Here is a 23,690-nt window from a genome sequence, read left to right as displayed (position 1 = left end):
TCTTTTGTGTATTAAAATGCGTAGCGCAGCATTAACTGAATAACCGGGCCTGCTTCTTCAGACTCCAGTTCATACTCGTCAAAGTCGCGGTTGATTTGGTCATCAACGGTGTCGAACTTGTTAAAGGTTTCGTCTTTACTTGCATCTAGTAGGTTTGAACCTACTAAACGAAGCGTGACGTCTTGCCAGCGTTTTTCTACGAATACTTCAAGGTCTGCGCCGTAGTGTGTGGTTACTTCTTCACCTACGATGCGGCCATAAGCATCACCTTGTTTACGGTAAGTTGCACCGAATGAAGCGCCTAAATCAGGCAGGTCTTGAATAAAACCAACGTTAAATACGTAGTCAGATTGGTCGTTGAATTTACGGCTACCAAAGGTGTCATCTACTTCTGAATCGAGCCATGAGTAGTTAAAGAATACTCCTGTGTTTGGCATTCTAATAGCGCTTAACGGGGTTGATAAATCAAGTTCGATACCTTGAACATTGCCATCACCGGTGTTACGAGGTTGCAAAATATAAGTACCATCACCTTCTGACCCTTGCTGGCCTGTATTGGCAATTTCGATAAGGTCAGTAACATCACGGTAGAACACATTGATACCCACGACGCCGCTTTTACCTAAGCGATACTCATAACCTAAGTCCATACCCCACGATGATTCTGGTTGTAGGTCTGGGTTACCTAAAAAGTCGTTATCGCCTAGTTCTTTTTCAAGTAGAGCGGGGGTGATGTAGTCAAAATCAGGGCGACGTAAGCTACGCGCTACAGAGGCACTCACACGGCCGTTTTCTGAGACGTTGTAGCGTAAGTGTGCCGATGGCAAGAAAAAGTCATAATCGTTTTTAGCGCTCACACCTTCTGCTTTGTCAGTAATGGTTGAGTCGGTTGTTTCATAGCGTACACCTAACTCCCACGAGAAGTCTTGGTCTTCGTGCTTAACTAATGCAAATACATCGAGGCGGTCTTCTTCGAGTTTATTTACACCACCAGCGGCTGCTTCAAACTCGTTGTTAAAGCCTGCCAATGACAGTGGTGTTTTGCTGAACTGATCCCAGCTTGTAAAGCTTTGTTCGCTTTCATCTTCGGCTTGATAGACGGCGGTATCTCGCTCTTTACCTTGTACAAAGGCACCGAATTGAATCGTTTTGTTCTCGCCTGCAAATAGGCTGTGTTGCCATTGTAATGACCATTCTTTGTCATCAAGGTCTACGGTTTCTTCTTCTTCCTCAAACACCATAGGCAGCTCAGAAGTATCGATTTCTACTTCTTGCTCGTAAACAGACTCTTCAAAGCTTGCAAAACCAAGCTTGAATTTACTGGTGCCACCAAAAAGGGGTAACTCATAACCCGAGTTGATGTTGTAGTTGGTTTGATCGATGAAAGATACATTGGCGTTGTCTGTTTCAAGATTACCGCCTTCAACAATCGAGTTATTGATTGCTGTTGGGTCATCATATTCGAATGAGCGCTCATCTTCAGTTCGGTCGGTATCAACCCAAATTGCGCTGATATCGAACTTGCTGCCATCATCAAAGGCTATTTCGTAGCTGGCATTTAGCGAAGTATCGTCACCGTCACGAGTATCTGATTGATCTTCGCGGTTATCGAATTCTTCGGTTTTGTAATTGGCGTTATTTTCAGGGCTGTCGCCATAGCGTAAGCTTGATTTCTGTTTTGGGTTATAACGACCTTGTAAGTTAGCGCCAAGTAACAAACGGCCACCAGCAAACTCAGTGCCGTAAACACCGGCAAAGCTTTCTTTTAATTCGCCATCGTCATAACGCAGGCCACCCGCACGAAGGTAACCACCATCTAGGCTGTAACCGTCACGCAATACAATGTTTAGAGTACCGGCAATGGCATCTGCAGAGCGGTTTGCACTTGAAGCACGAATAATTTCAACACGCTCAATTAGCTCAGCAGGAATACGGTCAACAAAAAATGAGCGGTCAGCACCAGCACCAGGTACTTCTTCACCATTAATAAGGACCTTTGTGTAAGCGGGGCTTAAGCCGCGCATACGCGCGCCATCAGACTCTAAAACATCTGATAAAAACGTCACACTGGGTACACGTTTTAATGCATCACCGGCAGTAAGTGGTTCAAAGCGTTGAAAGTATTCTTGTGAATATTCAAGCGTCGGTGCCAGCTCTTGTGAGCGGTTGCGATAACCGATTTCGCCATATACAACAAGCTCTTCAGAGACTTTTACTTTTTTCTCTTCGCTGCTTTGCTCATCTTGTGCGTAAGCGGCAAATTGACATAAGGCGAGGGCGCTAACTAACGCCTTCGTTTTAAATTGTTTCATGGGGTTGCTCCTGATTGTCCTTGGTTTGACGAGCAAAGTACGCAGCTTAAATGACGCAAATGTGACAGAAAATCGCTAACAGGTAGTAAAAACAAGTGATTAGAGGGTTTTAAAAACACTTTTGAGCTGCAATAACCCTATCTTTTTAAGGTAAATACAGTGCTTAAGGGGTTTAATAAGGTTTGACTGTCGTTTTGCTGTCACATCATTGAGCTAATATGACCCTGCTGCTTAAAACGCTAACGGGTTAGCATGGCAGCGTGAATTATTGTTAGGTATCTAAAATGCGATTTAACCCTTTTACTCATCATCGATTTTTAACCAATGCAGTCATTGCTCTGTTTGTGATTGCGTTTTTGCTAAGCGCGCAAGCAGGAGAATTAAAGCCTCTTGCGGATATAGCTTGGTTAGATATTTTAGGCGAGGGTGGCATTGTACTGATGACACTCACTTGGATAGCTGCACTGCTTATTTCAAGACCGCCTGGGAAAGTAACAAGCTTTTTAGTGCTTGGGCTTGGGCTTTTTATGTTTTCAGCTTCCCTCGATTTATTTGATGAGTGGTTACATCAACCCACCAATACATGGCTCACATGGATAGAATCATTGCCTGCGCCGATTGGCATGATTTTCACAAGCCTTGGCTTGTATCAATGGCACCAAGAACAATACGTACTTAACAGGCAGTTAAAGCGCCGTGAAGCACAGCATCGCGAGCATGAATTAGTGTGCTCAATCACCGGACTTTATAAGGCTGATTATTTACAAGCGGTATTAAAAGAGCAGTTAAATGAACCACAACCGTTGCAATTGGCCGCCATTGATATTCGCGGTTTTGCTGATTTTAACGCTGAATTTGGCTTTATCGAAGGCGACCGCTTACTAGGTGAAGTGAGCGAGCTTTTATTGATGAATTGCCGTCTTACCGATGTAGTGTGCCGCTACGCGGGAGACTGCTTTATGGTGCTGATGCCAAATACCAGCGCAGTACAAGCGAAAGAACTGCTGGCGCAAATTACCTCGGCGCTGAACCATTGTGCATTTAAGGTCGAAGGCGAAAAAAACGCTAAGTTTCAAGATGTAACAGCGGCCTTAGTAGGTAGTGTTCAAGGCGATACGCCACAAAGTTTAAGCTCGCGTTTACACGCTAAGTTACAACAACAAAAACAACAAAGAGTCAGCCATTGTGAAGCCGTATCTTAATCAAGATGACAAATACCTCACCGCACAGGGACTGATCACCACGCTGGTGGAGCTGGCCTTAAGCCGCGGCATTGCACTGCATAAGTTACTCAGAGGCACAGGGGTGTTTGAGCAAGACTTAATGAGTGTGCAGCATCAGTTTAGTATCTCGCAGCAAGTGCGCTTATTAACGCAGTTTAAGCAATTGATGAAATCAGCCGACAGCGGCTTTTTATTAGGCAGTCAACTAGCAAACGATACCTCTGTTGCCGCCCAAGGCGTGTTACATGCAGAGCATATTGGGCAAGCTTTAAAGCAGTTACACAATTTGCGCATGCAACTGGCACCTTTGTTATTTAGTTATAGTTATGTACATAACGAGCAGTATTACATTGTGCTGCAAAACGCAGTAGGTTTGGATGATGAAATAAGCCAGTATGTTATGGAGATTTACAGCGCCGCTTTTTATCAAATCCTTAAAAAAGTGGCGGGTGAGCGGGTACCTTGTCAGTTCGAATTTGCCTACAAACGAGCCAGACATAGCCAAGAATACGAACAACATTTAGGCCTTAAAGTCGCCTTTGAAAAGCCAATAACTCGTTGGATTTTGAATAAACAAGCGCTTAGGCTTACTAATCCGGCGTTTAGTAGCTTTAGGTTTTCACAAATTAACTCGCAACTAGCGGCATTAAGTTCTGCCAACAGCACTTTTGTGGAAGCAGTAAGCCGGTTAATTTATCAAAATCCGGCCTTAAATTTAGAACAAGTAGCCAGTCAATTTGCCATGAGCCCCGCAACTTTCAAGCGTAAACTAAAAGCTCATGGCGTGCGTTTTTCTACTTTGTATGATGAGCAAAGTAAGCGTAAAGCGATTTACCTGCTTGCCATGCGTGAGCAGTGCAATGAGCAAGTCGCCATGCGCTTATCATTTTATGATATTGCTAATTTCAGACGAGCGTTTAAACGCTGGACTGGGCTTACGCCAAGTCAATTAAAGGGGTAATTATTTTTTATTCTCTACTTAGGGAGAAAAGGTTTTATGTACATCTTTATTACGGATGAAGTGTAGATAAAAATATATCAATTCCTAGGCAGTTATTTTTCTCAAGCTGCGTTAGACTATTGTTATTGATGTAATTAACCGAGGTCTCAAATGATTGAGTATCCTGTTGACCAACTTCCCCAGTTAATTGATGACTTGCTTCAGTGTGACACCACAACGCGCAAAAATAAGTTACTTGCTGATGCTAAAGAAAAGCTTTCTACCGAGCATTTATCGTTATTGTTTGAAGCGTTACCCAAAGAGCAGCGCTTAGAAATTTGGCAATTACTTGATGAAGATACCCAGCATGAAATCTTCATTAACTTAGGGGGGGATAGTTGCCGCTGGTTATTGCAAAGTCTAGAAGAAGCCGCTGGCTTTAAGCTACTTGACGAAGTCAGTGTAGAAGAGCTACTTGAACTTGAAGAAATTATTCCTGAGCGCTTTGTTGATTATGCACGCAGACAACTTGATGAAGTTCAAACAAAGCAGTACGACCTTGCACAGCAATATAATCCAGAGCAGTTAGGTCACTGGCTCGATTTTGATGCGCTAAAAGTGTCAGAAAAACTCACCGTGGCTGGCGCGCGTAAAATTTTTCAAAAAGGTTTACCGCAGTATACCGAGGTGATTTATCTAGTCAGCCGTAAGGGCACTCTCATTGGTGAAGTGGCAATTAATGCGTTATTTAAAGCCAATGATAGCGACAGCCTGCTGGATTACGCGAACCTTGATGTGTCGGCATTGCATGCTGATGACGACCTATACGAAGCGGCTGAAGTGGTTATTCATAGTGAACAAATGGCGATGCCAGTTGTGAATGCCGACAACAAACTATTAGGCCGATTATCAGTGTCATCAGCTTATGAATTGCGTCAAGAAGTCACCGACGAAGCCGCTGCAAAAGCCGGTGGTCTACGTGAAGACGAGGATCTGTTCTCAAGCGTCACTAAGTCGGCAAAAAACCGCGGTATTTGGCTTGGTATTAACCTAGCAACGGCATTTTTAGCCTCTTGGTTTATCGGTTTGTTTGGTGCAACTATCGAACAAGTGGTTGCGCTGGCGGTACTAATGCCTGTTGTCGCTTCTATGGGAGGTATTGCGGGTAGTCAGACGTTAACGGTGATTGTGCGCGGTTTAGCGCTTGGTCAGGTTACCGACTCCAACCGTAGAGCGCTGTTGAAAAAAGAGCTTAGAGTGGGCGCGCTAAATGGCTGTGTTTGGGCCTTTGTAATTGGTGTACTCACTTATTTCTGGTTCAACGATGGCATGTTAAGTGTGACCATTACTATCGCTATCTTACTTAACTTAGTTGCTGCTTCGTTATCAGGAGTAGTGATCCCATCGATTTTAGATAAGCTTAAAATCGATCCAGCCCTTTCTGGCTCTGTGATCCTTACCACAGTCACCGACATCGTCGGCTTTGTCACCTTCCTAGGTTTAGGTAGCTTGCTACTTCTTTAAGGGATCGGATGCTGGCTAAAATACTGTTTAGCCAGCTCAACAAATGTTTTAACTCGATTTGACAGCGCATACCTATGTGGATAAACCGCAGCAATCGTTAATGGTTTTAAAGTGTGCTCTGCTAACACTTCAACTAATTGACCTGATTTTATAAACGGGGCTACTGAATAACGGGGTGCTTGAATTATCCCATCACCGGCCGCCGCTGCTTCATTTAAAAATCGACCATTATTTGAGGTCATTGCCCAATTAAACTTGCGGCAAACATGCTGGCCATCTACCCAAAATATCCATTGTTCATTACGAATATGATGGTTGAAAAACAGTAATCTATGCTCAGATAAGGCTGCTATATCTTTTGGAGCGCCATGGTTTTTTAAATATGCAGGGCTTGCCCACAAAGATAATGATGAGTGGCAAACAGTTTGCGCTATGTGGCTGGCATCTGGTAATGAAGGGGCAATTCTAAATGCTAAGTCAATTTGGCTATCAAATAAATCAACAGGCGTATTAGACAGTACAATATCTAATTTCACACCGGGAAAAGCGCACTGATATTGACTGACTAAAGGTGCTAAATATTGACAGCCAAACTCTATACTAGTTGAAATAGCAAGCTTGCCGCTAGGCACTTGGCTAAGCGCACTAAGCTCTTCATCAACTTCATTAAATTTATTAAGTAAAGGCTTCATTTGCAGTACATAACTCTGGCCTGCATCGGTTAAACACACTTTGCGGGTGTTCCGCTTTAACAGCAAGCAGCCTAAGTTTTGCTCTAACTGTTTTACATAGCGGCTAACCATGGTGGTAGAGAGCTGCATTTGCTTAGCAGCTTGAGTAAAGCTCTGATATTCAGCGACTAAGCACAAGGCTCTGACGGCTTCTAGTTTGTTCATTGTTATTATTTTTAAACTATAAGTTTATACACTATAAACTTTTGTGAGATGTAAAACCAAGCAATTCAGGTGTAAGTTGATAGCTAAAACAAGAATAAGAGGTGATCATGAAATCGGGTATCAACACATTACTTGCCAGCATTGCATTGGGTTTATCGTCGTCGGTGGTGGCTCAAACCATTGCATTACAAAATGTTAATCTAATCGACGTGGAAGCACTGTCGGTTAATGAAGCACAAACCATCATCATAGAAGATGACAAAATCAAACAAATTGTTCCTGCAAGCTATCGTCGCTTTGCCGACGATGTCATTAAAATCGATTTAGCAGGTAAGTATGTAATACCCGGTTTAATCGATACGCATGTGCACCATGCTACATCACCTGATGATTCAGATAACGATGAAATCACGCGCACTCGCTTGCGTCAGCTTTTACAGGGTGGTGTGACAAGTGTGCGCGATATGGGCGGCGATACCCGCGCTTTGAGCTCACTTAAAAGACGAGCCGATAACGATATTATTCAATCACCGGATATTTATTATTCTGTGATTATTGGTGGTAAAGCGTTCTTTTCTGACCCCCGCACAGTCGCCTCTGCAAAAGGTGAAATCCCGGGCACTGTGGATTGGATGCGAGCCGTTGATGAAAACAGTGACTTTGATGCCATTATGCTGCGTAGCAAAGGGCTGGGGGCAACCGGCATCAAAATTTATGCAAATGTGCCAGGGTCAGTGGTAGCAAAGTTATCAAAAGCTGCTAAAAAACATGGCCTTAAGGTGTGGTCGCATGCTTTTATTGGCCCAGCAACTCCGCTTGAAGCGGTTAATGGTGGGGTTGAAACAATTTCGCATGCTGCTGATTTTGCTGCGCAAGTTATTGAAAATTTCTATGATATGCGCCGTAAAAATGTTGCCTTAACAGAACAGCAAAAAAGCGATGCAAAGCAACTAGAAGCTTATCAAACATTAATAAAGCAGATGAAAAAAAAGGGCACTATTCTAGACTCGACCCTAACGGTATTTGATAAAACCAAAGCCTCTCGTGGTGAAAAAGGGTTATTGCTCAATGAGTGGGGCGGGCTGTTTACACAGTTGGCTCATCAAGCAGGTGTGGCTATAGCAGCAGGTACCGATGTGACTAGTGACAGGTTTAATACTGAAACGCCTATGGTCCACCATGAAATGCAGTTATTAGTTGAACGGGCAGGTTTAACGCCTTTAGAAGCTCTACAGGCTGCAACCATTAATGGTGCAAAAGTGATTGGCATTGAGAAAAAAACAGGTTCGATAAAGGCAGGTAAAACGGCGAATCTTGTAGTGCTTAGCAGAGATCCAAGTAACGAGATTACCAATAGCCAAAACATTGTTCATGTTATTAAAAATGGTCAATTTATCCACTTGGGTGATAATGAAAAATTACCGTTTGTGATGGCCCGTGAAGCGGCGGGGTTATTATTTTTATCGGGGCAATTAGGCAACTTGCCAACCACTATGGCTTTGGCTGGCAATGACATCAGCACCCAAATGACGCAGGCGATGAAAAACATTGGCTTTGTTTTGCAAGATCACAATTTAGATTTTAACGATGTTGTTAAATGCACCCTTATGTTGGCAGATATACAAGACTGGCCTTTAGCCAATCAAGCCTACACGCCATTTTTTACTAAATTACCTGCTAGAAGCGCATTTGCAGCCAGTGGCTTAGCACTGGGCGCAAAGGTTGAGGTGGAGTGTATCGCTGCGTTGTAGTGATGCACAGGAAAACTATATACTCTTAACCTAACTTTATATACCTGATTGTAGTTAGATAAAAGGAATGCAGAGTTAGGTAAAGAGGCTTTACTAATTAAAGATCATTGTCCGAAAAATGGACAGTAATGGCAGCCGCAGCTTATTCTGTAGGCTCTAATGATTATTCAGGTTATTTCGCTGCCATTGGTGCAAGTTATCAATTTGATAAAAAACAAAGTTTCAAGGTATTTGCCGCAACAGAAGACAGTGATTATGGCTCAGATCAAAACCTAGTATTTGGTTACAATTATCAATTTAATTAAAAAATACTGTTATAAAGTATTAAATTTTGTTAGTTTTCTGAGTGAATTATCACTGAGAAAGTTGTGAATGAAGAAAAAGTTAGCTTTGTTATTACTAGGATTATCTAGTCTTAATGCCAGCGCCTCTGAAAACTTTAGTGATCATGAAATGTTTTGTGGGCAACAGTCACAAATTAGTTGCTTAGATTACATTAACCAACAGCTTGCAAGCAGTGAGCTTGGCTCTGCGCATTGGTATGAGATTAAATCTTATCAGTTTGATTATTTCTACGATAAGATGGAATATGAGATTTTGAAAGATAGCACTGAGCCTTTTGTTGCGAGTGAAGAGTTACCAGTCGTTTTTCAAGTTCAAGTTTACTTTTACTACGCAAAATCAATGCATTATTTAGGCGACTTTGAAACAGGCCGTAAATATGCCAAAAAAGCATTTGAAAAACTGCAAGCAATCTTCGACTCCTTTGGTAACCCTATGCGCATGGTCGAGCTGGCTAATTTGCAATATGTGTTTGGTAACAAGGAAACAGCACTGCAAATTCTTGATAGGGCAGAGCGCCGCTTTGGCAAAAGCAAAGATCCTATTTTTCACTTTGAACTTGCGTCGAATAAAGCGAATGTTTTTCACTCATTAGGTGATGTAGACGGTGCGCTTGCAAACCGAAAAATCGCAGCCGATTGGATTTTAAAAACCAATCATAACCGCAAAATCTCTGTGGCTTTAGGTAACTTAGCTCGCACCCATCAACTTTTGGCGAATTATGCTCAAGCAGATGAAGTTTATGTACAGTCTCTTAAGTACATGAATTCAGACTCAGATCGAAATGTGATAGCTATTTATAAGTTACGCTTAGCTGAAATCAATTGGCAAGCAGGAAAGCAAGATCAAGCATTAAAATGGTTTAAGCAAGTGCATAAAGAAGACATTCGGCAATCACATGCGAAACTTTATGCACATCTCGCTAATGTACTTTAGATATTGTAAAAACACCCAGGTTTTTCGTCTTCACCCGGCGCTAAAATTTGTAGATGGGTTGACTCACCTTGTTCCATCAAAGGCTTCATTGTTTTATCAAATTGTTTAGCGGCATGTTCGATTAACTTTGCTTGCTGTTCTAGTGCTTTAAAATCAGCATCATGAGCGGCCATAAGTTTATTTAGTTCTTTAGCCAGCTTATCTTGCTCTTTTAATAAGCTTTTATTAATTCGCAGGTGGTTCTCGTCTTCAATAACTGCTTCTTCGGTGATCGCTTCTATTTGCTCAGAGTACTCAGTGACTTGTAGTTCTATGTCACTAATTGGTTGTTCTAGCGCTTCTAGTTTTACCTGCTCACGTTCAAGCTCTAGGTATGCAGCAATCTGTTCGTTATTGAGGGTGCTTTCGCTTACCTTTTTGCAATCTTTAAAAGTAATAACACGATAATCGTTTTGGTTGCTTGTTGTACTGGCATTTGAGAGGCCAATACAGGCAGTAGTGGCTGTGATTAAGAGTGCACTTGCGCTGATGCGTACTAAATTCATAATGATGTCCTAATGGGTTATGTTATTTAGTTAGTCGCAACAAGTTTGCATATAGTTTATCTATCCGAAAATTTTTTTAATTATTTTTGAGATTATAGTTTCAGAAGCTAGCGGTGATGACCTAGGTCATCACCGCTTTTTTTTAGAAGCTATAAGTGATGTTACCGTAAATAAAACGGCCATCTAAGCTGTATGGCGCAAAGCCACTATAAGGGAAAATTTGGTTGAAATCGCTATAACCAATATTACTTACAGTATCTTGAGGATACTGATCAAACAGGTTATTAGCGCCTAATGCGAACTTCCACTGCTCATCAGGGCGGTAAGCCACTTCTAAGTCAGCAATCCATTTAGCATCAAGTACTTCATCACCTTCAGGTGTGCTTGATGTATCCACCACTTCACCATAACGAGTTGCTCGTAATGTAGTTTGGAAGTTTTCATAATCCCATGTTGCAGATAGGTTCCATTTATCGGCTGGTGTGCCTTTTTCAAAGCGGGTGATTTCGCGACGAGAGAAATACTCGTAGCTATCACCAAGGGCTTCTAGCTCTGCTGGATTTTCTTTAACATTCGTCACTTCGGTGTCGTTAAAGTTAACCGCTGCACTTAAGCGTAAATCACCATAGCTTTCTAAGCCTAATGAGTAAGTCGCAACAATATCAACACCTTGTGTACGTGAATCAATGGCATTAGTAAAGTAACGAACACGCTGTGTATTTACTTCGCCTGCTTCGGCTAAAATCGCTTCAACTTCTGGGCCACTTAAGTTTTCAGATAATACAATACGGTCGTCTATTTCAATGCGATATGCATCAAGGGTTAAGCTAAAACCACCTTGGGTAAAGATAAAGCCCGCAGTCATGTTGACTGATTCTTCTGCATCAAGGTCACGAGCACCCAGTGCACGCGCCGCAGGTTCATCAACAGGGAACAAACCAACTTCACTTGGAATACCATTTTCAAATACCGTGCTTACCGATTTGTAAGACGTTTGTGCAAGTGATGGCGCTCTAAATCCAGTACTAATAGCACCACGTAGAGACAATGATTCATTCACGCTGTAACGAGAAGCCAGTTTTGATGTAAAAGTACTACCAAAGTCACTGTAATCTTCAAAGCGGCCAGCGAGAACCACATTCCAGTCGCTTGTAAGGTAGGTATCAAACTCAGCAAAAATAGCGACATTATGGCGGCTTTTATCGGTTGCACTGTCAGGTGAAAAGCCTGCTAAAACTTGTGCACCACCGGCAGCAACAGGGTTGCCATCGTCATCTAATACAGTTAGGTAAGAGGCTGTTTCACCTGCTTTAATTTGGTAGTTTTCGTGACGATACTCAGCACCAATGGTGACAAACACATCATCAGGTAAACCTAAGTCTAGCGTGTTGCTAGCATCCATGTTCACTAGGTATTGCTCGTACACAAGCGCACCGTTATCAAACTCTGTTGGGCTATTTACGCCCATTGAAGTGTTTAAACTATTGCTAACACCTAAACCAAAGTCATTACGACCATAATTAGTGCTTACATCCCAAGCCCAATCATTAGTTTCGCCATTTAGACCAATCGCAAATGAGTAGTCATCTACGTCGGTATCAATTTGTGGTAAGAAACCGTCAGGATATACTTCAGGTAAGTTACGAGAGTCTTTCGCACGACGATAAAAACCACCTGAATTACCTTTACGGTTTGAGTAACTTGCAAATGAGTAAAGCGATAGTGAGTTATCAAACTCATAACCTAAGTTATAAAAAAGCGCGAAGTCTTCGATAGCGGCTTTACCAAAGCGGTGGTTATAGCGGTCAAAGTCAAATTCGCGCGAATCTAAGTTGCCATTCTCATCACGGCTATATTGCTCACGTGCATCAAAACCAGAGCGGTTTGTTGGCTCGTTATTGCGTGACTCAATCGACACGTTAATAAAACCGTTATCGCCCAGCGCAAAGCCCGCATTAGCACTTGCTGTGCGCGAAATGCCGTCGTTTACTTCACGGTCGCTGCCAGTTTCAAAGCTTAGGTTGCCTTCGCTATCAGTTGTAGTGTTTAGTAGCTGAGGAGAGCCTGCCATTTGAGTGTCGTACTCACCGTATGTGTAGCTTACACTACCGCCTTCATCGGCATCTTTTAGTACAATGTTAATTACACCAGCAATCGCGTCAGAACCATATTGCGCGGCAGCGCCATCACGCAGTACTTCTACGCGCTTAATTGCTGAGGTAGGAATATTATTTAAATCAACCGCCGTTGAGCCACGACCCACTGTGCCACCTAAATTTAATAGGGCACCCGCATGGCGGCGTTTACCGTTGACTAATACCAGTGTGTGATCAGGGGCAAGGCCACGTAATACGGCAGGTTTTGCGTGGTCAGTACCATCAGCAATGGTGGCGCTAGGGTAGTTAAAACTAGGTAATTGAGAGGCAAGTACTTGGCTAATTTCAAGCTGACCTGTGCTTGCTAAATCGCGGCTTGTTAATAAATCAACCGGAACAGTACTTTCAGATAGGCTACGTAAACTACGACGTGTGCCCGTCACTGAAATAACTTCAATATCTTTTGCTGTATTTTCAGCAGGTTGCTCAGCAGCGATTGCAGTCACTGATGCAGCAAGCGTACTTGCGATTGCAAGTTGCAAAGGTAATTTTTTGAATAATGCCATTTTTGATTCCCATCTGACTTATCTATTTTAGCGCAGTGTAAAACGCATAATGGGAACAAACAAATAACATAAAAGTATAGTATATGTGTAACTAACGCGACTTGTTAATTAGTTTTTCATGTTGTTAATTATGTGTTTACGCGCTAATGCTTATTTTATTTCTACCTTCTGTTTTTGCTCGGTATAAAGCAGTATCTGCTGCACAAATTAATGCCTCTGAAGTACGATATTGATTATTAAACTCACAGGCAATTCCTTGGCTTACACTTATTCTAAAATCACTCGGTAAACCTATATCAGTAAATGGCATGTTATTTACTTTTATTTGAATATGTTTAGCAATGGCGGCGGCCGTGTCTTTTTGACAGCGGGGTAATATAATGGCGAATTCTTCACCACCATAACGGGCTGCTAAACAATCGCGAGAAGGGAGTGATTCTGCGATTATACTTGCTACTTTTTGTAAGCATTTATCGCCTTTTACATGACCAAATCGGTCGTTGAATAATTTAAAGTAATCGATGTCGATTAATATAGTGCTAATGGCTTGGTTGGTTTGTACGCTTTCTTGCCAATGCTCTTTTAATGATTCCTCAAGAGTTAATCTATTTGCAAGGCCGGTTAAATGGTCAGTGGTAGCCTGTTTAATTAAACGATTATATTGTTCTTTATGTGATGATAAATCATGTAATACACAAATAAATAAATTTTCTGCAACGGCAATGTTTTTTGGCAGGCTCGATATACATAAATCCGCCTCAAGGGTTTTATTATCAGCGCGGTTTATTTTAACTTCGTTTGGCCCAAGACTTATCGGCGAGTCTTTATGGTCTAACCAACTGAGTAGGGTATACATGTATTTATCACGATCGGTGTCGTGTAGGTAATGTAAAATGTTTTGCCCGATTAACGCTTCTTGATTGTCACCTAAAAGCTGTGCCGCCATCGGATTTGCAAATTCAAACGTGCCTTGACCATTAATGATAAACACTCCCTCAGGAATGTTCTGAAACATTTGGGCAATCAGTGCAAGTTGCTCTGAATTGATAGACTGCGGTAGTGCGTTTTTCGCTTCTGGTTTTGCAGTGCTTGGTTGTTCATTTTTATTAGTAGACACGTTCGTTTCCTTTTTGCCGATGCAAACGATTTTGGTGTCTATAAAGTTACTTAAAAAAGTGCAAATTAACCTTCTGGTAATCTTCTGGTTTTAATTTGTTGTTTTGTAATGTAAAAAAGCTCCTAAGAAGGAGCTTTTTACGAGAGGTCTTTAGTCTTCTTTATCATTTTTTACTTGCGGGTCGGCACTTTCATAGCTTGTGCCATTGCACTCCACGATGAAAATCATACACGCAGTGCCGCTATTTTCATCAGTATCCGCTATTTCAATTGTTTGACCATTATTAGTGACTTTAAAGCTAAAGTCTTGCTCGCAATCACCCTCAAGGTTTGCAAATTTAGCACCTGTAAATTGAAAGCCAGCATCAACAGTTGCGTCATCAAGTGTATAAATACCTAGGCTGTTTCTTTCATTGACAGTACCGCCACCAGAAACTTGCTGACCGTCTTGGAAGTATGTGAATAAAGCTTCATTTTCAGTGTTAAGTGTAACATTCACTGTAAAGTTGTAAGTTTGACTTTCGCTCATTGTTATTACCTTCTAGTTGTTTTTTATAGAACAAAGTTAGTAATACCTAACTCTATTAGTTTACTTTTAATTGTGCCTACCTCACTTTCCTTGTTTAAACAGGTGTAGGCTTGAATAAGTGGGTAAGTTCTTTTTATACTTTTATCGCCGTTATTATTTTCTTCAATTGCATTAATAGCTTCTTGGCATGCTTGTTGTCTTGCTATCTTGTCTTCAGCAAGCTTTGCTTTAATTAAGTTAACCCTTATTAGAATAGAGTTGTTTTCTATTTTTTTAGTATCAGACAATCTCTCAATAAAGTCTGAGTTTCTTTCTAATTTTAATAAATGGACTTCGGCTTCACTTAAAAGATTTCTATTTATTAAATAATGAATGACACTTATTTGAATGTTTATTAAAGTTGTATTTGAAAACCCTTGATTATCAATGTAACTCAAAACATCTTTTACCCTTTCACTAGTTTTATTTTTATCTAACAGCATTAATTGGTATGCAAGCGTTCTATAAAAGGTGCGTTGAAAGTTTTGATTTTTTGGATCTTGTATTCTTGCTTGATTAATCGCATTAGTTGCTTTTTCTGCTTTTAAAAATGCCGCTCTCTTACTTGGGAAGTAGCTCAATAAAAAGCTTTGCTGCATATAAGTGTTTGCTAAATGACTTTGCAAACTTGCATCATTCGGTGACGTTTTAAGCATGTTGACTAGCTGTTGAGAAGCTTGTTCAAGCATTTCGAGTGCAGCGTTTAAATTACCGAGCCTTTCTTCTGTGGTTGCAATCCAGCTGATAGTATCTGTCTTATCGCGTAATAAATTTTTGTTATTAGGTTTAAGCTCAAGAGCTTGGTTTTTAAGTTTTAAGGATTCAGTAAAGCTTTGTTTTGCAAGTGCGTAATTAAACTGTTTTAAATACAGCGAGCCAAGTGAATTGTGTGAGTAAGATAGCTCCATAATTGAATTAAAGTCATTAGGGGCAAGCTGATACATCATTTCGCTGTAAGCCAAGTATCGTTTGAACATTGGCTCAGTCGCTAAATAATTACTTTGCTCATAAGTTAAATTACCAAGCCAGAAGGCATTGGCCCCTGCGAGCATTAGTAAATCAAGGTTGTTGGGTTGAACTTTTAGTAAAGATTCTAGGCGCGTTCGCGCATTTTCAAAGGCGGTGAGGGCTTCGTCGGTTTTGCCGCGAGAGTACGCCACTTCGCCCATGGCCTCTAAGGTTTGAGCGTATTGAAAACGGTTATTAAACTGGGCTTGTTTATCGCTAAAGTCAAACAGTGACGCTGTTTCTTCGTCTTGGTTGGTAAAATACTCAAGGGCTTTATTGCTAATACCATCAAGTAAATCCATACGTTCAACGCTTCTGAGTTTGTCGGCAAATTCACCAACCATAAAACCCAATAAACTTTCGGCCTCTTGGCGTTTTTGTTTTGCTATTTGTTCGGCGTGATAGCTGCGTACGCTCATAAATGTGGCAATAAAGGTTAAGCACACAAGTGCAGCCGCTGTTATTTGTAACACGCGTTTTTTACGTTTGGCTTTGTTGTTAGAAGCTTTAATTAACGCTTGTTCGTCACTCGATAAGCTAAACATAGGGTTTTTAACTAGGCTTTGTGCTTCTTGTAGCGGTTTGCCTTGCGCTAATAAAAAGTCGCTGTGTTTATGCTCAGTCAGCCAGCGCTCGGTAGCTAGTTGCACACGGCTTTGAATTGCTAAGCTTTGTTGGTGCTCTTGCACCCAATCTATGGCGCGTTGCCAATGGCGTAGCAGCGCTTCGTGGGCAAGGCTAAAGCAGGCTTGCTCATTTTTAAGGTGCGATACAAACAAGCGGCTGTCGACCATGGCCTGAACAAGCTTGGTCGCAGCAGGGCTGGTTAATTCGCTCCAACGCGCTGCACGGCTAGTGAGTGTTTCGCCATCTGGGCTTAAAGTGATCAGCTTAGAAAGGACTGCGGCAAGTTCAGTTTGTTGGTCTTTGGGTAATTGGCAAAATACCTGTTCGGCTTTTTTGCCGATGGCTCCTTCGATGGTGCCTAGGGCTTGGTATTCAGAAAACAATAATTCGTTGTCTGGGCTGCGCTGTAAATAAAGCTGCTGCAAGGTGTATTGCAGCATCGGCAATGCATCAGGGTTATTGGCAGTATCGTTACAAAGTTGTTCATCAAGCGGTGTGTGATGCTCTGGGTGATGTTGCCAACTTAAGTCTGCTGCAAGTGCTGGCAAACGGATCATTTGCTTAAGCTCAGAGCGAGTTGGCGCTAATAAATCAAAATGTGCGCCATTGGCTTTGCCTGCCATTAAACTTGGTTGACTCACTACTTGCGGGTAAAAGTCATTACGACAGGCACTAAAAATGATCATGCAGCCACTTGTTGCTAGGCGCTCAATAAGTGCTAACAGCTGGTTGCGCTCGTCATCGCTAAATAGCGGCGATGACAATAGCACTTCGAGCCGGTCGATAAATAAAAATAGATAGGGCGTAGTGCGCTCTGCATTTAGCGCTACAAGTGCTGCTTTACAGCGGGAAATAACCTGTTCTGGATCTGTTAATAACAATTCAGCCAACGCATCGGCGCTTATATCGCTAAGTACAGGTGCGTCGTTTATTTCTAAATCGAGCAAGGTTGAGGCTAAATCAAGCAGTAAGCGCTCTTTACTAACATCGGCAAAGTCGAGTTGGCAGTAACTGTGTACTCTAATGCCATCGTAGCCATTACTCGACATTAAAGCGGGCAATACACCTGCGTTAACTAACGACGATTTACCTGAACCACTGGCTCCCAAAATTAAGCAAAATGCGCGACCAAACTCAATTTGAGCCGACACTCGCTGTAACAAGGTGGCAATTTGTTTGTTACGACCAAAAAATACATCGGCTTGCTCTGGTGCAAACGCACTTAAGCCAACAAAGGGAGAATCACCTTGCCAACTGGTTTGGTTGGCTTTTTGTTCTTCGTTGAGTGGAAAGTTGATTTCGGCAATTACTCGATAACCGCGTTTACGAATGGTTTCTATGTAATGCGGATCGCTTGCTTTATCGTCAAAGGCTTTACGTAATTGGGTGATCACTTTATGCAGGGGGTTGTCACCCAGCGCTACATTTGGCCAGCAATGGCTGATAATTTCTTCACTTGTTAGTAGCTCACCTTGTTTTTCGCATAGCAGCAGTAATACATCCATCGCCTTGGGTTCAAGATGCTTTGTTTGCTCACCGCGTCGGATTGAGTTGGTAGCCGGGGTAACTTGCCATTCTCCAACGAAAAACAGTGCCGTATTCATAGTGTTATCTTCATTGTTATTGTTAGAAACGCAGTCCGATTGGACCGATTTTTTATAAGACTACGCGATACTTTGATTAATACAATATTATGAGATTAACAGCAAGCACCTTGCCTTTTCTGACATTAAAAAATCATATTGATGTCGTGTATATAAAACTTTTTGTAAAGTTTGTTTGACTTTTTGTGTTGCTAGATTAATCTTTAGTCAAGTTTACTTTACTTTTAAGGTGAGAATAATGAATCAAACAGGATTAACCTTTAAACAGCGTAATAAGCAGAACACGCTAAACCTCGCTAAATGGACATCAGCATGGGTGATTACTTTAGCAATTGCCTCATTTGGACCACATTTTTTATGGCAAGAGCAGGCTGTTTTTAGTGTTGTAGCAATCTTAATTAATGTCGTAGTTGGCATCATGATGATTTTATCGAACAAGCGACAACTACAAGGAATGGATGAGCTTCAGCAGCGTGTGCACCTTAATGCAATGGCCATTACTTTGGGTGCAAGCTTGGTATTTGGTTTAGCTTATTCGGTGGTGCAATCAAGCGGTTTAATAAGCTTTAAAGAAGATATATCGCACCTCGTAATCTTTATGAGCTTAACCTATTTAGTGAGTCTTTTAATGATGAATAAGCAGTTAAACGACGAGGGCGAAGAATGAAAAACCGCTTGAAAGTGCTTCGTGCTGAGCACAACTACACCCAAGCGAAACTCGCAGAGCTTTTGGATGTGTCTAGGCAAACCATTAATGCGATTGAAAAAGGTAAATTTGACCCAAGTTTGCCATTAGCATTTAAAGCCGCGCGTTTATTTAACCTGAGTATCGAAGAGATATTTCAGGATGAGTAAGTCTGATAGCGTAGGAGGCGTTTTAACGCCGAATGTTAAATCATTCAGGTTAAACGCCACTTATCCTACGCGATATAAAATCGCTGCTACATTTTTGAGAGCTTAAGGCTTACAGCTTTGTCTTTTCATCTGCATCGCACTTAACGACCACATTAAAAAGCCACCTAAGAATAGTGCCGCCGAAACATAGCCTGTTTGACTTGGCAGTGCGCCTTCGGCAATAGCCATGCCGCCAAGCCAAGGGCCAATGGCATTGGCTGTATTAAACGCACATTGCACAAGTGCGCCTATCATGGCGTGGCCTTGTGGTGATACATCCATTAATAGCGATTGGATCACAGTACCTAAACCCACGCTAAAGCCAATAAAGAAAATAACCGCATATAACAGCCAAATATTGTGGCTGGCGCTTACATAACTGGCAGCAAATACTATAGCACCAATTAGCGCTGCGCCTGTTGTTTTCAGCGGTGAGTGGTCGGCGGCTTTACCTAATACGTAGTTACCTAAAGTACAGCCAATACCAAACATGATCATGGCAATAGAGATAGTGTAAGCAGGGGTATGGGTGACTTCTAAAATAGTGTCAGCAATGTAAGTGTAAACACAAAATACACCACCAAAACCAATAATGATGATACCTAGAATGGTCCATACGAGCTTGTTCTTTAATACACTTAACTCATCGAGAATCGATGTTGGTGCGGTATTTTTTACGTTAGGTACGTATTTCACAATCAATACCAAGGCAACTAACGCAAGTACAGCGGTGCCCGCCAAACAATAACGCCAGCTAAAGTTTTGACCCACAAGGGTGACCATGGGCACGCCAACGATAGTAGCAATGGTTAAACCCATAAATACTTTTGACATAAAGCTTGCCCGTTTATCGGCAGGGGCGATATCGGCGGCTAATAAAATAGCAGCGGCGAAGTAGGCACCGTGTGGTAAACCACTTAAAAAGCGAAATAAAATAAGTTGCTCAAGTGAGTTTGCAAAAGCACTTAAACCATTGAATAAAAACATCATACTGACAAACATCAACAGTGCATTGCGCTTACGCATGTTGGCGGTTGTGATCATAAAGAGTGGGGCACCGACGACTACGCCTATTGCGTAAGCACTGATGGCATAACCACTTTGCGCTGGCGTAGACGAAAATGTTTCGCTGATCAAGGGCAACATTGGCATCATAGAAAACTCTGATAGGCCTAAAATGAATGTGCCTAAAGCCAATACTATCAGAATGGTAAACGTGCTTGCGTTGCCTTGGGGGTTGGCTACGTTAGTCATGTAATTCCTTTAAAAATAAATTTAAAAACAAAATAGATTTTTGATAATTGAAAATGCCAGTAACAAATACTTTGTTCTGGAGTAGAGATGTGTGCCCAGCGCTATTGTAATACAAATTAACGGGGTTGATACAGTACTTTTTGGAACGTTCTATATTTGTTTGCTATAAGAAAATAACCTGAACTTCTTAAGTCTTTGCTGTTCAAATTAAATACAGATGAAAAGCCAACTATACTTGGTTAATTAAATTGGTTTAAAGGAGAGCGCAATGAAAAAGATATTTGCCTGTATCGACGGTTCATGCATGACCGATGCGGTGACAGAAGCGGCTATTTGGATTTCTAAGCGCTCCAGCCATCCGATAAATTTTCTGCATGCTTTAGAGCCACCTTTGCCGCAGGGCAGTGATGATTTAACCGCAATTATTGGTTTAGGCTCGCAAACCTCATTGTTAGAGCAATTGGCAAAACTTGAACAAGAGCGCAACAAAGTAGCGTCGCAGCATGGTCAATTATTGCTTGATGAAGCAATGAAAAAAGCCGAGCATGCAGGCCTAACCGAGATTGAGCAACAGCAGCTTTCAATGAGTCTTGTTGATGCCTTACTTGAACATGAAGACAATGCCCGCGTGATGATTATTGGCCGCTCAGGTAAAGGCCATTACGATGATTTTAAAGTACTGGGCTCGCATATTGAAACGCTGATCCGTCAGGTGCATACCCCGGTTGCGATTGTGCCGCCGCAATTTCATGAGCCTACAAATTTTATGCTGGCTTATGATGGCAGCGAAAGTACCGACAAAGCGATTACACAAATTATCAATGGTGGCATTTTATCTGGCTTAGATTGCCACTTGGTGATGGTGGATAAACAAGATGGTCACAGCCAAGACAAACTTGATACCGCCTCAGCAAGGCTGGCTGAAAACGGCTTTAATGTCAGAGCGCGCATGCTCGATGGCGATGTTTACCAAGCTTTGTGGCGATATAAAAGTGACCATGCCGTTGACTTAATGGTGATGGGCGCATTTGGTCATTCTAAATGGCGGCAATTCTTTTTAGGCAGCACGACCTTAAAAATGATTGAAGATAGCCGTATTCCTTTAGTGGTGCTGCGCTAAGTTATTTACCTGTGACAGGGTGCGACAATATGTCACGTGTTCAGACTAATTAATGAGTTTTATAATCGGCGTCATTAATTATTTGCTTTGATTTTAAAAGAGTTATGAACACACAATCTTCTCGCCCTGGTTTTTTATTTTCTAAAATTGCTGCAGCACTTAGCTGTGTTTTAAGTATTTCTGCCTTTGCTGATGATTCTATTGAAGTGATAGAAGTGCAAGGTCATGCCCAAAACAACCATCAATTAGTTGGCTCTGCTGACTCATTACTGAAAGATTTAGGTGTTGATTTTTCAGCAGCCGGAGGTGTGTCTAACTTGCCGGTGATGAACGGCATGATGGGAGATAGAGTTAAAGTTTTAGTTGATGGTGCTGATGTCACAGCAGCGTGTGCTAACCAAATGAACCCGCCACTCTCTTATGTGTCGGCAAACCAAATTGCCTCTTATAGTGTTGTTGCTGGTGTATCACCGGTAAGCAGTGGCGGTGATAATATTGCTGGTGTTATCAGGGTAAATACGATTGCCCCTGAATTTAGTGATACAGACTCAGTTAACTGGCGTGCTGGCTATGTTACTGCCCAGTATAAGAGCGTTAACGACAGCCAAGCATACGCCCTAGGTGCAAGCCTTGCTAGCAAACAGTTTAGCTTGTCTTACCAAGGTAGCTTTGAAGATGCTAACAGCTATGATGATGGGCATGGTGAGCGTGTACTTGATACCTTATATCGAGTGCAAAATCATGCTTTAACAGGCGCTATTCGTGATGAGAAGCAACAGCTTGTAGTTAAACTGACGCATCAAAAGATTCCTTACCAAGGCTTTCCTAATCAATACATGGATATGACCGATAACACCAGCTATGGTTTCGTTGCTCAGTATCAACGTGAGCTTGAAAATGGTGATTTGCAGGTGCAAGTGAATGCGCATGATGTAAAACACGAAATGGGTTTTTTCAGTAATGAGAAAACCGGCATGATGCCAATGAATACCGATGCACAAGATTACAGTTATCAAATTCACTGGCGCACTGATTTATCAAAACAGTCGTCACTAATGATAGGGCAAGAATATTACGGTTATCGAATTGATGATTGGTGGCCAGCGGTTGCAGGGTCAATGATGATGGGCCCAAATGAATACGTAAACATTAATGATGGCAAACGTGACCGCCTTGCGGCATTTGCTGAGTATCAAAACCAAGTAAACCAAGCATGGTGGGTATCGGCAGGTGTTCGTGTTGAGCAAGTAACCACAGATACTGGCGAAGTGCAGGCTTATAACGAAGGTGGTATGGGCGGCATGGGTCATATGGGATCGATGATGGATATGTCAAAAACCGATGCCCAAGCTGCGATGGAGTTTAACCAATTAGACCGTAAACGTGACGACACTTTAGTTGATATTAGCTTACTTGCTCGCTATCAATTATCGAACAACGATGAGCTGCAATTTGGTTTAGCTCGTAAAAACCGCGCACCCAATTTATATGAGCGTTATAGCTGGGGTGTCGGCACGATGGCAACCACCATGATTGGTTGGTTTGGCGATGGTAACGGTTATATTGGTAACCCAGATTTAGAAGCCGAAACAGCCCACACATTAAGCTCTAGCTACACCAAATTAGCCAAAGACGATAGCTGGCAAATAACCACAAATGTTTGGTACACGCAAGTAAATGATTATATTGATGCTGAAGTTACTAAGAGTTTTAATCGCACTGACATGGCGCATACCAAGCGTAATATTCTTACCTTTACGAATCTAGATGCCACTCTTTACGGTGCAAAACTGGCAGGCTTGGTAGAGCTTTACAATACAAAGCAAGCAGGAAAGTGGCAGTTAAAAGGCTCACTAACCAGTACACATGGCGAGCGTGATGATAGCAATGAAGACTTATATCAAATTATGCCACTGCGCACTGAGCTGAGCCTAGAGCACGAATACAAAGGCTGGCAAAACGCACTGAGCTGGCAGTGGGTTGATAGTAAAACTAATGTTGATGAGCGTCGTTTAGAAAACCAAACCGACAGCTATCAGCTATTGGCTATCTCAAGTCAGAAAACGTGGCAAAATTTAACCTTTAAGTTGGCAATTACTAACTTACTTGATGAATACTACCAACAGCCACTTGGCGGTGTAAGTATTGCTAATTACAAGCAAGATATGAGCAATGGCTTTGAGCAACTTGCCGGACAAGGCCGCTCGTATAATGCCAGTGTGAGTTATAGGTTTTAGGGGAAAGCTATCAGCTTTCAGCTGTCAGTTTGAAGCTGAACGGTGTTGCTTACAGGCCTTTACCAAATGCCTTGCTCGTAGGAGGTACTTTAGTGCCGAAAATATCTTCACAAAGATAATGACGAGCCGTC

The 23,690-nt window shown here is 41.9% G+C and carries 18 protein-coding genes; 10 read left to right on the top strand and 8 right to left on the bottom strand.

Annotation, left to right across the window (positions count from 1 at the left end):
- Nucleotides 1-11: 11 nt before the first annotated feature.
- Nucleotides 12-2,312, bottom strand: coding sequence for a TonB-dependent siderophore receptor (locus tag HCZ11_RS07060; RefSeq protein WP_167658021.1), 2,301 nt, complete (start codon nt 2,310-2,312; stop codon nt 12-14).
- Between the two features lie 284 nt (nt 2,313-2,596).
- Here HCZ11_RS07060 and HCZ11_RS07055 point away from each other — a divergent pair, with 284 nt between their 5' ends.
- The 3 genes from HCZ11_RS07055 to HCZ11_RS07045 all read left to right on the top strand — a co-directional run bounded on the left by HCZ11_RS07055 (nt 2,597) and on the right by HCZ11_RS07045 (nt 5,999).
- Nucleotides 2,597-3,514 (top strand): GGDEF domain-containing protein, encoded by a 918-nt coding sequence (locus HCZ11_RS07055; RefSeq protein ID WP_167658020.1) that lies wholly within the window; start codon nt 2,597-2,599, stop codon nt 3,512-3,514.
- Nucleotides 3,498-4,496: an AraC family transcriptional regulator gene (locus tag HCZ11_RS07050; RefSeq protein WP_130050936.1), complete on the top strand. Its 999-nt coding sequence runs from the start codon at nt 3,498-3,500 to the stop codon at nt 4,494-4,496. Before HCZ11_RS07055 ends, HCZ11_RS07050 begins: the two co-directional genes overlap by 17 nt.
- A gap of 150 nt (nt 4,497-4,646) precedes the next feature.
- A complete protein-coding gene (locus HCZ11_RS07045; protein ID WP_167658019.1) occupies nt 4,647-5,999 on the top strand; it encodes a magnesium transporter in 1,353 nt (450 codons plus the stop codon).
- On the opposite strand, the gene HCZ11_RS07040 is transcribed toward HCZ11_RS07045, so the two are convergent.
- Entirely contained in the window at nt 5,996-6,895 is a 900-nt protein-coding gene (locus HCZ11_RS07040) for a LysR family transcriptional regulator (protein WP_167658018.1), read from the bottom strand. The genes HCZ11_RS07045 and HCZ11_RS07040 overlap by 4 nt on opposite strands.
- 107 nt (nt 6,896-7,002) lie before the next feature.
- Here HCZ11_RS07040 and HCZ11_RS07035 point away from each other — a divergent pair, with 107 nt between their 5' ends.
- The 3 genes from HCZ11_RS07035 (at nt 7,003) to HCZ11_RS07025 (ending at nt 9,924) form a co-directional block, all read left to right on the top strand.
- A complete protein-coding gene (locus tag HCZ11_RS07035; RefSeq protein WP_167658017.1) occupies nt 7,003-8,646 on the top strand; it encodes an amidohydrolase family protein in 1,644 nt (547 codons plus the stop codon).
- Nucleotides 8,647-8,774: 128 nt separating this feature from the next.
- Nucleotides 8,775-8,951 (top strand): hypothetical protein, encoded by a 177-nt coding sequence (locus HCZ11_RS07030; RefSeq protein ID WP_167658016.1) that lies wholly within the window; start codon nt 8,775-8,777, stop codon nt 8,949-8,951.
- 67 nt (nt 8,952-9,018) lie between these two features.
- The gene (locus HCZ11_RS07025; RefSeq protein ID WP_167658015.1) at nt 9,019-9,924 is read left to right on the top strand and encodes a lipopolysaccharide assembly protein LapB; all 906 of its coding nucleotides are present in this window, start codon (nt 9,019-9,021) and stop codon (nt 9,922-9,924) included.
- On the opposite strand, the gene HCZ11_RS07020 is transcribed toward HCZ11_RS07025, so the two are convergent.
- The 5 genes from HCZ11_RS07020 to HCZ11_RS07000 all read right to left on the bottom strand — a co-directional run bounded on the left by HCZ11_RS07020 (nt 9,921) and on the right by HCZ11_RS07000 (nt 18,054).
- A complete protein-coding gene (locus tag HCZ11_RS07020; protein WP_167658014.1) occupies nt 9,921-10,469 on the bottom strand; it encodes a hypothetical protein in 549 nt (182 codons plus the stop codon). The genes HCZ11_RS07025 and HCZ11_RS07020 overlap by 4 nt on opposite strands.
- A gap of 142 nt (nt 10,470-10,611) precedes the next feature.
- Entirely contained in the window at nt 10,612-13,131 is a 2,520-nt protein-coding gene (locus HCZ11_RS07015; RefSeq protein ID WP_167658013.1) for a TonB-dependent siderophore receptor, read from the bottom strand.
- Nucleotides 13,132-13,267: 136 nt separating this feature from the next.
- Nucleotides 13,268-14,248: a sensor domain-containing diguanylate cyclase gene (locus HCZ11_RS07010; protein ID WP_244926727.1), complete on the bottom strand. Its 981-nt coding sequence runs from the start codon at nt 14,246-14,248 to the stop codon at nt 13,268-13,270.
- A gap of 150 nt (nt 14,249-14,398) precedes the next feature.
- On the bottom strand, nt 14,399-14,776 hold the full coding sequence (locus HCZ11_RS07005; RefSeq protein WP_167658012.1) for a DP-EP family protein: 378 nt from the start codon (nt 14,774-14,776) through the stop codon (nt 14,399-14,401).
- Between the two features lie 23 nt (nt 14,777-14,799).
- Nucleotides 14,800-18,054: a winged helix-turn-helix domain-containing protein gene (locus tag HCZ11_RS07000; RefSeq protein ID WP_167658011.1), complete on the bottom strand. Its 3,255-nt coding sequence runs from the start codon at nt 18,052-18,054 to the stop codon at nt 14,800-14,802.
- A 238-nt stretch (nt 18,055-18,292) separates the two neighbouring features.
- Here HCZ11_RS07000 and HCZ11_RS06995 point away from each other — a divergent pair, with 238 nt between their 5' ends.
- Together HCZ11_RS06995 and HCZ11_RS06990 are read left to right on the top strand one after the other, a co-directional pair.
- A complete protein-coding gene (locus HCZ11_RS06995; RefSeq protein ID WP_167658010.1) occupies nt 18,293-18,721 on the top strand; it encodes a hypothetical protein in 429 nt (142 codons plus the stop codon).
- Nucleotides 18,718-18,909 (top strand): helix-turn-helix transcriptional regulator, encoded by a 192-nt coding sequence (locus HCZ11_RS06990; protein ID WP_054551820.1) that lies wholly within the window; start codon nt 18,718-18,720, stop codon nt 18,907-18,909. Before HCZ11_RS06995 ends, HCZ11_RS06990 begins: the two co-directional genes overlap by 4 nt.
- A 102-nt stretch (nt 18,910-19,011) precedes the next feature.
- Here the strand turns inward: HCZ11_RS06990 and HCZ11_RS06985 are convergent, their stop codons facing one another.
- Entirely contained in the window at nt 19,012-20,202 is a 1,191-nt protein-coding gene (locus HCZ11_RS06985) for an MFS transporter (protein WP_167658009.1), read from the bottom strand.
- A 268-nt stretch (nt 20,203-20,470) separates the two neighbouring features.
- Here HCZ11_RS06985 and HCZ11_RS06980 point away from each other — a divergent pair, with 268 nt between their 5' ends.
- Nucleotides 20,471-21,322, top strand: coding sequence for a universal stress protein (locus HCZ11_RS06980; RefSeq protein WP_130050948.1), 852 nt, complete (start codon nt 20,471-20,473; stop codon nt 21,320-21,322).
- Between the two features lie 104 nt (nt 21,323-21,426).
- Nucleotides 21,427-23,559 carry a TonB-dependent receptor gene (locus tag HCZ11_RS06975; RefSeq protein WP_167658008.1) on the top strand — a complete coding sequence of 711 codons (2,133 nt, stop codon included), beginning with the start codon at nt 21,427-21,429 and terminating at the stop codon, nt 23,557-23,559.
- The last annotated feature ends 131 nt before the right edge of the window (nt 23,560-23,690 follow it).

Source organism: Pseudoalteromonas sp. HF66 (assembly GCF_011806445.1).
Lineage (GTDB): Bacteria > Pseudomonadota > Gammaproteobacteria > Enterobacterales > Alteromonadaceae > Pseudoalteromonas > Pseudoalteromonas apostichopi.
This window is presented reverse-complemented; position numbering and strand designations above follow the sequence as displayed.